The sequence below is a fragment of the Streptomyces sp. SID1328 genome, assembly GCF_009865595.1.
Lineage (GTDB): Bacteria > Actinomycetota > Actinomycetes > Streptomycetales > Streptomycetaceae > Streptomyces > Streptomyces griseoluteus.
Map to the genome: position 1 here is coordinate 1 of NZ_WWKH01000517.1, position 7,321 is coordinate 7,321.

The window sequence follows — 7,321 nt, forward strand, 5'->3', positions numbered from 1 at the left end:
CGGTCGCCGCCGAACTGCACGCCCGGCTCACCGCCGAGGGCCTCGCGGCGGTACGTCCGGACGCGGCCGTGGTCTCCGTGCGGGCGCCGTCCCCCGACGCCGCGGTGCGCTGGGCCGCCGACTGCCGTACCGAGGGGCTGTCGGTCGGCTGCTTCCGCCCGCCGTCCGTCCCGGACGGCGTCTCCCGGCTGCGGCTGACCGCCCGCGCGGACCTGTCGGAGGCGGACATCGAGCGGGCCGTAAGGGTCATCACCGCCGTTCGGCCCTGCTGAGCGCGGGAAAAACCCTGTCAAATACGGTCTTCCGTCGCAGAGTTCACCCCGTTGAGCGACAGATGTCCGCGTATCTGGGGGGTTGGTTCACCGGACCGCTTCCGTAATGGCAGGCTGACGTGCAGGCACCAGAGCGGGACCGTGCTCGAACCCTCCGCCCCGCGTCGTCGCGCGGCCCGTGGGAGGTCGGCGGGCCGCCCGTGGGAAAGGGACGACTTCGCCATGGCAGACCGTCTGGAAGCATCCGTCACTCTGCCGAGCGAGCCTGCCTCGGTCCGCACGGCCAGGTCCTACGTGGTGGGCACCCTGGCGAGCTGGGGGCTCCCCGCGGACGACGAGGTCACCGGCACCGTGCGCCTCATCGTCTCCGAGCTGGCCACCAACGCCGTCCAGCACACCCGGGGCCAGTCGCCCACCTTCACCGTGGACGTCGTACTGGCCCGCGACGAGCTGTTGCTCATCGGCGTGACGGACAGCCATCCGAGGCTGCCGAAGAGACTCCCGGCCGCCGTCGCCCAGGACAACGGGCGCGGCATGGCCATCATCCGGTGTCTCACCGTCGAGTGCGGCGGCAAGCTGCGGGTCCGCCCGACCCGTGAGGGCGGCAAGACGGTCTTCGTCGAGCTGCCCTGGTGCGTGCCGAACCGGCCGCGGCCCGCCACCGCCCGCCCGGAGCCCTCTCCGGCCCGCTGAGTCCGGGAACGGCCTCGGGGGCGTGGGTACGCCCGCGGAGACCGCCCCCGGCCGCCCTCGCTAGTTGACCCGGCCGTACCAGACGCTCTTGGTCCAGATCTTCTGGAGCCGCACCACGTCCCCGGTCTTCGGCGCGTGCCAGATCTTGCCCTTACCGGCGTAGATGCCGACGTGGTAGACGCTGGACCCCGAGTGGAAGAAGACCAGGTCACCGGCCTTGCGGTGGCTCGAGGAAATGTGGTGCGTCTTGTTGTACTGCTGCGCGGCCGTGCGCGGCAGCTTCTTGCCGGCCTTCTTGAACGAGTACAGCGTCAGGCCCGAGCAGTCGAACCGGCCCGGCCCGGTGGCTCCGTAGCGGTAGGGGGCGCCCTTCTTGGACGCCGCGACCTTCAGCGCCTTCGACGCGGTGGTCGCGGCGGAGGCGTCGGTGGCCAGCCCCGGCACCATGATGGAGCCGCCCACGGCGGCGAGGGTGAGGGCCGAGGCGGTGCCGGCCCGAGCCATCAGCGACGGGACACGATTGAGCGCAGTCATGCGCAACCCTTCGTCAGCCGCCTGTGAAGGATGACCTGTCGGATTCGGGCTGGCGAAGTTGCCCGGCCGTGTCACCACGGCTTCACCCCAAGGGTTGCTCGGCACGATCGTCCGCTGCTCGCGGACATCCGTCCCGGCGACCCGGCTTGCTCGGGTCCTCCACTCCTGCCGATGCACTTCTGTCGACCGGTCATCCGGGTGGCGGCAGGACTCGGCGTCCGCCCGAATGCGCCCCGCCGTTGTGGCGGGGTCTTGTCGTCAGTCAGGGATCTTGGCCCACTCCTGTCCGAAAATCCCAATGGAACCGGGGGTTTGTGGTGTTACTCACCACTCACCCGTTCGGGTGGACAGGGGTGTGTCCGAGTCGCCGTCAACTCCCCTCCACGGCCCCGGACCTGGGATTCGGTCGCCGCGCGGTGGCCCGCCGGGCGGCAGGCGCGCAACTCGGCGGGCCCGGAAACGCGCCCGGAGATACACCGGTCGGCGGTAGCACGTTCGGCCCGTTTCGGCGCGGCGGACGACACGCGGGGCCCTGTATGGCCGACGGCGGTGTCCGGGTCAGCCGACGGCATCGGGCGGGAGCGCGACGCGCGCGGTCCGGCGCTCACCGTCCAGCACCCGCAGCGCGTGTGCCAGCGTGCCCCCGTACAGCTCCCGTTCGCCCCGATCGTGCATCAGTGTGAGCGCGTCGCGGAGTGCGGCCGCCGTGCGCACCAGCGCCTGCGCGGCCCTCAGCGCCCGGTATGTGTCCCCGTGCCGGGCCGGGTTGATCCGGCCCAGCAGGTCGGCCGCCTCCAGGTAACGGTCGATCAGCTCGCCCTCGGCCCGGGTCAGCGCGGGCAGCGGCGGCAGCTCCTCCGGCAGCAAGGGCGGCTCACCGGCCGCCGGGCAGGTTCTGACGGGCGCCCACGATCCCGTCCACCAGGCCGTGTTCCAGGGCGCCGGTGGCGTCCAGCACCCGCTCGCGCTCCAGGCCGGCGTGGACGGTGGCGGCGTCCCGGCCGGTGTGCCGGACGAGCAGTTCCTCCATCAGCTCCCGGGTCCGGACCAGCTCCGCCGCCTTGATCTCCAGATCGCTGGGCTGCCCCTGCACCGGCTCGGCCAGCTCCGGTTGGCGCAGCACCACCCGCGAGCCGGGCAGCGCGAACCGCTTGCCGGGCGCCCCGGCCGCGAGCAGCACGGCGGCCACCGAGACGGCCTGGCCCAGGCAGTACGTCTCCACGTCGCAGCCGACGTAGCGCATCGTGTCGTACACCGCCGTCATGGCGTGGAAGTCGCCGCCGGGGCAGTTCAGGTACAGCGTGATGTCCCGGTCCGGGGCGGCGTGTTCGAGCTGCATCAGCTGGGCGATCACGTCCGTGGCCGCCGCGTCGTCGAGCGGCGTGCCCAGCAGCACGATCCGGTGCTCGAACAGCTTGGCGTACGGGTCGAGCGTGCGGCGGACCCCTCCGTCGCGCTCGGTGAACTCGGGCAGGACATGTCGGGCATTCGATCGGGTCATGGCACACCCCTCCTGAGCGGCGGGACCACTGACGGCTCCGCTTCTGTAAAAAATGTACAGGATGTACGTGACGTTAGAATGGGGTCATGGCCTACGAGATTCCGGTGACGCAAGCCAGGGCTGAGCTCGCCGACCTGATCAACCGGGTGGTCTACGGCAGTGAGCGGGTCGTGGTGACCCGGCACGGCAAACCGCTCGTCGCACTGGTCTCCGCCGCCGACCTGGAGCGTCTCGAAGCGCTCGACGCGCAGGCGGCGGAGCGGGACGAGCAGGTGATCAGCTCCGTCTCCGGCGTCCGTGAGGTCTCCGCCTCCCCGCCGCAGGAGCGGCACCGCTTCGGCATCGCGGCCGAGCACCGCCGCCCCGGCACCACCTGACGGCCAGGGCGCGCCGAAGGCCCGCCGGTTAACGTCGCCGAAACGCCGGCGAACTAGCCTTCGCTCCCACGCCACCAGGGGTTTCTCTGCACGAGCCGGCCCCGAGCCGTGGCTGCGGCAACCGGGCCCCGCACGGTCCGGAGCGAGGACTGTGAGGTGGGACGTGCAACTGACCCCGCACGAGCAAGAGCGACTGCTGATCCATGTGGCGGCCGACGTGGCCGAGCGGCGCCGGGCCCGCGGTGTGAAGCTCAACCACCCGGAGGCGGTCGCGCTCATCACGTCGCACATCCTGGAGGGCGCCCGCGACGGCCGGACCGTCGCCGAGCTGATGTCCTCCGGCCGCAAGGTGCTCACCCGGGACGACGTGATGGAGGGCATCCCCGAGATGATCCACGACGTCCAGGTGGAGGCCACCTTCCCGGACGGCACCAAGCTGGTCACCGTCCACGACCCGATCGTCTGAGGGGGCCGGCGATGATTCCCGGAGAGGTGCTGTTCGCGGACGGCCCGGTCGTCTACAACCAGGGGCGCGAGTCCACCCGGCTCACCGTCCTCAACGCCGCCGACCGGCCCGTCCAGGTCGGCTCGCACTACCACTTCGCCGAGGCCAACCCCGGCCTGGACTTCGACCGGTCCGCCGCGCGCGGCAGGCGGCTGAACATCGCCGCCGGTACGGCCGTCCGCTTCGAGCCCGGCATCCCCGTCGAGGTCGAACTCGTCCCCCTCGGCGGCGCCCGGATCGTGCCCGGACTGCGCGGCGAGACCGGAGGCGCCCTCGATGCCTGAGATCTCCCGCGCCGCCTACGCCGACCTGTTCGGCCCCACCACCGGCGACCGCATCCGGCTCGCCGACACCGACCTGCTCATCGAGATCGAGGAGGACCGCTCCGGCGGCCCCGGCACCTCCGGCGACGAGGCGGTGTTCGGCGGCGGCAAGGTCATCCGCGAGTCCATGGGCCAGTCCCGCGCCACCCGCGCCGAGGGCACCCCCGACACCGTGATCACCGGTGTGGTCGTCGTGGACCACTGGGGTGTGATCAAGGCCGACGTCGGCATCCGGGACGGCCGGATCACCGGGATCGGCAAGGCCGGCAACCCCGACACCATGGACGGCGTCCACCCCGACCTGTTCATCGGCCCCGAGACCGAGGTCATCGCGGGCAACGGGCGCATCCTCACCGCGGGCGCCATCGACGCCCATGTGCACTTCATCTGCCCGCAGATCGCCGACGAGGCGCTGTCCTCCGGGGTCACCACCCTGGTCGGCGGCGGCACCGGCCCGGCCGAGGGCTCCAAGGCCACCACCGTCACACCGGGCCCCTGGCACCTCGCCCGGATGCTGGAGGCGATGGAGGCGTACCCGGTCAACGTCGGCTTCCTGGGCAAGGGCAACACCGTCTCGCAGGAGGCGATGCTGTCCCAGATCAGGGGCGGCGCCGTCGGGCTGAAGCTGCACGAGGACTGGGGCTCGACCCCGGCCGTCATCGACGCGGCCCTCACCGTGGCCGACCGCACGGGCATCCAGGTCGCCATCCACACCGACACCCTCAACGAGGCCGGTTTCGTGGGCGACACCCTCGCCGCCATCGCCGGGCGGGGCATCCACTCGTACCACACCGAGGGTGCCGGCGGCGGGCACGCGCCGGACATCATGACGGTCGTCTCCCAGCCCAACGTGCTGCCCAGCTCGACCAATCCGACCCGGCCGTTCACCGTCAACACCGCCGAGGAACACCTCGACATGCTGATGGTCTGCCACCACCTCAACCCGGCCGTCCCCGAGGACCTCGCCTTCGCCGAGTCCCGCATCCGGCCGTCCACCATCGGCGCGGAGGACATCCTCCACGACCTCGGCGCGATCTCGATCATCTCCTCCGACTCCCAGGCCATGGGCCGCGTCGGCGAGGTCGTCCTGCGCACCTGGCAGACCGCCCACGTGATGAAGGGCCGCCGGGGCGCCCTGCCCGGTGACGGCCGCGCCGACAACCACCGGGTACGGCGCTATGTCGCCAAGTACACGATCAACCCGGCGCTCGCGCAGGGCCTCGCCGCCGAGATCGGATCGGTGGAGACCGGCAAGCTGGCCGACCTGGTGCTGTGGGAGCCCGCGTTCTTCGGGGTGAAGCCGCTGCTCGTGCTCAAGGGCGGCCAGATCGCCTACGCGCAGATGGGCGACGCCAACGCCTCCATCCCCACCCCCCAGCCGATCCTGCCCCGCCCGATGTTCGGCGCGATCGGCCGCGCCCCGGCCGCCAACTCCGTCAACTTCGTCTCCCAGCTGGCGATCGAGGACGGCCTGCCCGAACGGCTCGGCCTCGGCAAGGAGTTCGTGGCGATCCGGTCCACCCGCGCGGTCACCAAGGCGGACCTGCGGGAGAACGACGCCATGCCGGACGTACGGATCGACCCCGACAGCTTCGCCGTGCACATCGACGGCGAGCTGGTCGAGGCGGTACCGGCGGCCGAACTGCCCATGGCTCAGCGTTACTTCCTCTTCTGATGCCGCTGATGTCAAGGGCCGCGCTGCTCGTCCTGGCCGACGGCCGCTTCCCCGCCGGAGGGCACGCCCACTCCGGCGGGGCGGAGGCCGCCGTCAAGGCGGGGCGCATCACCGACGCCGCGACCCTGGAGCACTTCTGCCGGGGACGCCTGCACACCACCGGCCTGGTCGCCGCCTCCCTCGCGGCGGCGGCCGTACTCGGCCTCCCCGCGGATGAGCTGGACGCGGCCGCCGACGCCCGCACCCCGTCACCCGCCCTGCGCACCACCGCCCGGCGGCTGGGCCGGCAGTTGGCACGGGCGGCCCGCGCCACCTGGCCGTCTCCCGAACTGGACGCTTTGGCGAGGGAGTTCCCCAAGGGCACCCACCAGCCCGTCGTCCTGGGCCTCACCGCCCGCGCGGCCGGCCTGGAGCCCCTGGACGCCGCCTGCTGCGCGCTGTACGAGAGCGTGAGCGGCCCCGCGACCGCCACCGTACGGCTGCTCAGCCTCGACCCGTTCGACGCCACCGGCGTCCTCGCCCGGCTGGCACCCGAGCTGGACCGGGTGGCGGACCGTTCCGTGGAGGCCGCCCGGCGCGCGCTGACCGAGGGAGTGGACGCCCTGCCCGCCGCGTCCGCACCCCTGCTGGAGATCGGCGCACAGGCGCACGCCGCCTGGCCGGTCCGCCTCTTCGCCTCCTAGAGGCACCCGACGAACCGCACTTGGAGCCGCACATGCATCTCGACCACACCCACACCGGCCCGGAGGCCGTCGGCGCCGACGCGCACCGCCCCGACGGCAAGCGCCGAGCCCTGCGCATCGGGCTCGGCGGCCCGGTCGGCTCGGGGAAGACCGCGACCGTCGCCGCGCTGTGCCGGGCGCTGCGCGACGAACTCTCCCTCGCCGTCGTCACCAACGACATCTACACCCGCGAGGACGCCGAATTCCTGCTCCGCGAGGCCGTGCTGCCGCCCGAGCGGATCGCGGCCGTGGAGACCGGCGCCTGCCCGCACACCGCGATCCGCGACGACATCTCGGCCAACCTCGAAGCAGTGGAGGACCTGGAGGACGCCGTCGGCCCGCTCGACCTGATCCTGGTGGAGTCCGGTGGCGACAACCTCACCGCGACCTTCTCCAAGGGCCTGGTGGACGCCCAGATCTTCGTGATCGACGTGGCCGGCGGCGACGACATCCCGCGCAAGGGCGGCCCCGGCGTCACCACCGCCGACCTGCTCGTGGTCAACAAGACCGACCTCGCCCCCTACGTCGGCTCCGACCTCGCCCGGATGGCCGCCGACGCCAAGGCGCAGCGGGCCGAACTCCCCGTGATGTTCCAGACCTTGCGCGTCGAGAACGGGGTCGGCGAGGTGGCCGGCTGGGTGCGCGAGCAGCTCGCCGCGTGGACGGCGTGACCGCGGCCGGCGTCACCGCCCGCGCCCGGATCGAGGCCCGCGCCGACG

11 protein-coding genes and 1 riboswitch are annotated in these 7,321 nt (G+C 72.4%); of the genes, 8 read left to right on the top strand and 3 right to left on the bottom strand.

The genetic code is table 11. The features are described 5' to 3' along the window. Both GT030_RS16230 and GT030_RS16235 read left to right on the top strand, forming a co-directional pair. The coding region (locus GT030_RS16230; RefSeq protein ID WP_237522532.1) for an aminotransferase class I/II-fold pyridoxal phosphate-dependent enzyme at window positions 1–272 on the top strand (272 nt) is incomplete at its 5' end. 222 nt (window positions 273–494) lie between these two features. Next, complete coding sequence (locus GT030_RS16235) at window positions 495–965, top strand: ATP-binding protein (protein ID WP_161201707.1); 471 nt, start codon at window positions 495–497, stop codon at window positions 963–965. Between the two features lie 60 nt (window positions 966–1,025). Here GT030_RS16235 and GT030_RS16240 read toward each other — a convergent pair whose 3' ends face one another. From GT030_RS16240 to GT030_RS16250, 3 genes are all read right to left on the bottom strand, one after another. Next, window positions 1,026–1,499 (bottom strand): C40 family peptidase, encoded by a 474-nt coding sequence (locus tag GT030_RS16240; RefSeq protein ID WP_161201708.1) that lies wholly within the window; start codon window positions 1,497–1,499, stop codon window positions 1,026–1,028. A 3-nt stretch (window positions 1,500–1,502) separates the two neighbouring features. Then, a riboswitch (cyclic di-AMP (ydaO/yuaA leader) is annotated at window positions 1,503–1,716 on the bottom strand. Between the two features lie 341 nt (window positions 1,717–2,057). Beyond that, on the bottom strand, window positions 2,058–2,366 hold the full coding sequence (locus tag GT030_RS16245) for a hypothetical protein (RefSeq protein ID WP_161201709.1): 309 nt from the start codon (window positions 2,364–2,366) through the stop codon (window positions 2,058–2,060). Between the two features lie 7 nt (window positions 2,367–2,373). Next, window positions 2,374–3,000, bottom strand: coding sequence for an ATP-dependent Clp protease proteolytic subunit (locus tag GT030_RS16250; protein WP_161201710.1), 627 nt, complete (start codon window positions 2,998–3,000; stop codon window positions 2,374–2,376). An 86-nt stretch (window positions 3,001–3,086) separates the two neighbouring features. On the opposite strand from GT030_RS16250, the gene GT030_RS16255 reads away from it, so the two are divergent. From GT030_RS16255 to ureG, 6 genes are all read left to right on the top strand, one after another. Continuing rightward, on the top strand, window positions 3,087–3,377 hold the full coding sequence (locus GT030_RS16255; protein WP_161201711.1) for a type II toxin-antitoxin system Phd/YefM family antitoxin: 291 nt from the start codon (window positions 3,087–3,089) through the stop codon (window positions 3,375–3,377). 163 nt (window positions 3,378–3,540) lie between these two features. Next, window positions 3,541–3,843, top strand: coding sequence for an urease subunit gamma (locus tag GT030_RS16260; protein WP_161201712.1), 303 nt, complete (start codon window positions 3,541–3,543; stop codon window positions 3,841–3,843). Between the two features lie 11 nt (window positions 3,844–3,854). Next, a complete protein-coding gene (locus GT030_RS16265; protein ID WP_161201713.1) occupies window positions 3,855–4,166 on the top strand; it encodes an urease subunit beta in 312 nt (103 codons plus the stop codon). Next, the gene (locus tag GT030_RS16270) at window positions 4,159–5,880 is read left to right on the top strand and encodes an urease subunit alpha (protein ID WP_161201714.1); all 1,722 of its coding nucleotides are present in this window, start codon (window positions 4,159–4,161) and stop codon (window positions 5,878–5,880) included. Before GT030_RS16265 ends, GT030_RS16270 begins: the two co-directional genes overlap by 8 nt. Before the next feature lie 8 nt (window positions 5,881–5,888). Further along, window positions 5,889–6,563 (top strand): urease accessory UreF family protein, encoded by a 675-nt coding sequence (locus GT030_RS16275; protein WP_161201717.1) that lies wholly within the window; start codon window positions 5,889–5,891, stop codon window positions 6,561–6,563. A 32-nt stretch (window positions 6,564–6,595) separates the two neighbouring features. Then, entirely contained in the window at window positions 6,596–7,273 is a 678-nt protein-coding gene (gene ureG, locus GT030_RS16280) for an urease accessory protein UreG (RefSeq protein WP_161201715.1), read from the top strand. The last annotated feature ends 48 nt before the right edge of the window (window positions 7,274–7,321 follow it).

Excerpts from the sequence above, each read along its gene's own strand:
- GT030_RS16240 (WP_161201708.1), bottom strand. The coding sequence starts at position 1,499 with ATGACTGCGCTCAATCGTGTCCCGTCGCTGATGGCTCGGGCCGGCACC.
- GT030_RS16275 (WP_161201717.1), top strand. The coding sequence starts at position 5,889 with ATGTCAAGGGCCGCGCTGCTCGTCCTGGCCGACGGCCGCTTCCCCGCC.
- GT030_RS16270 (WP_161201714.1), top strand. The coding sequence starts at position 4,159 with ATGCCTGAGATCTCCCGCGCCGCCTACGCCGACCTGTTCGGCCCCACC.
- GT030_RS16255 (WP_161201711.1), top strand. The coding sequence starts at position 3,087 with ATGGCCTACGAGATTCCGGTGACGCAAGCCAGGGCTGAGCTCGCCGAC.
- GT030_RS16250 (WP_161201710.1), bottom strand. The coding sequence starts at position 3,000 with ATGACCCGATCGAATGCCCGACATGTCCTGCCCGAGTTCACCGAGCGC.
- GT030_RS16265 (WP_161201713.1), top strand. The coding sequence starts at position 3,855 with ATGATTCCCGGAGAGGTGCTGTTCGCGGACGGCCCGGTCGTCTACAAC.
- GT030_RS16235 (WP_161201707.1), top strand. The coding sequence starts at position 495 with ATGGCAGACCGTCTGGAAGCATCCGTCACTCTGCCGAGCGAGCCTGCC.
- ureG (WP_161201715.1), top strand. The coding sequence starts at position 6,596 with ATGCATCTCGACCACACCCACACCGGCCCGGAGGCCGTCGGCGCCGAC.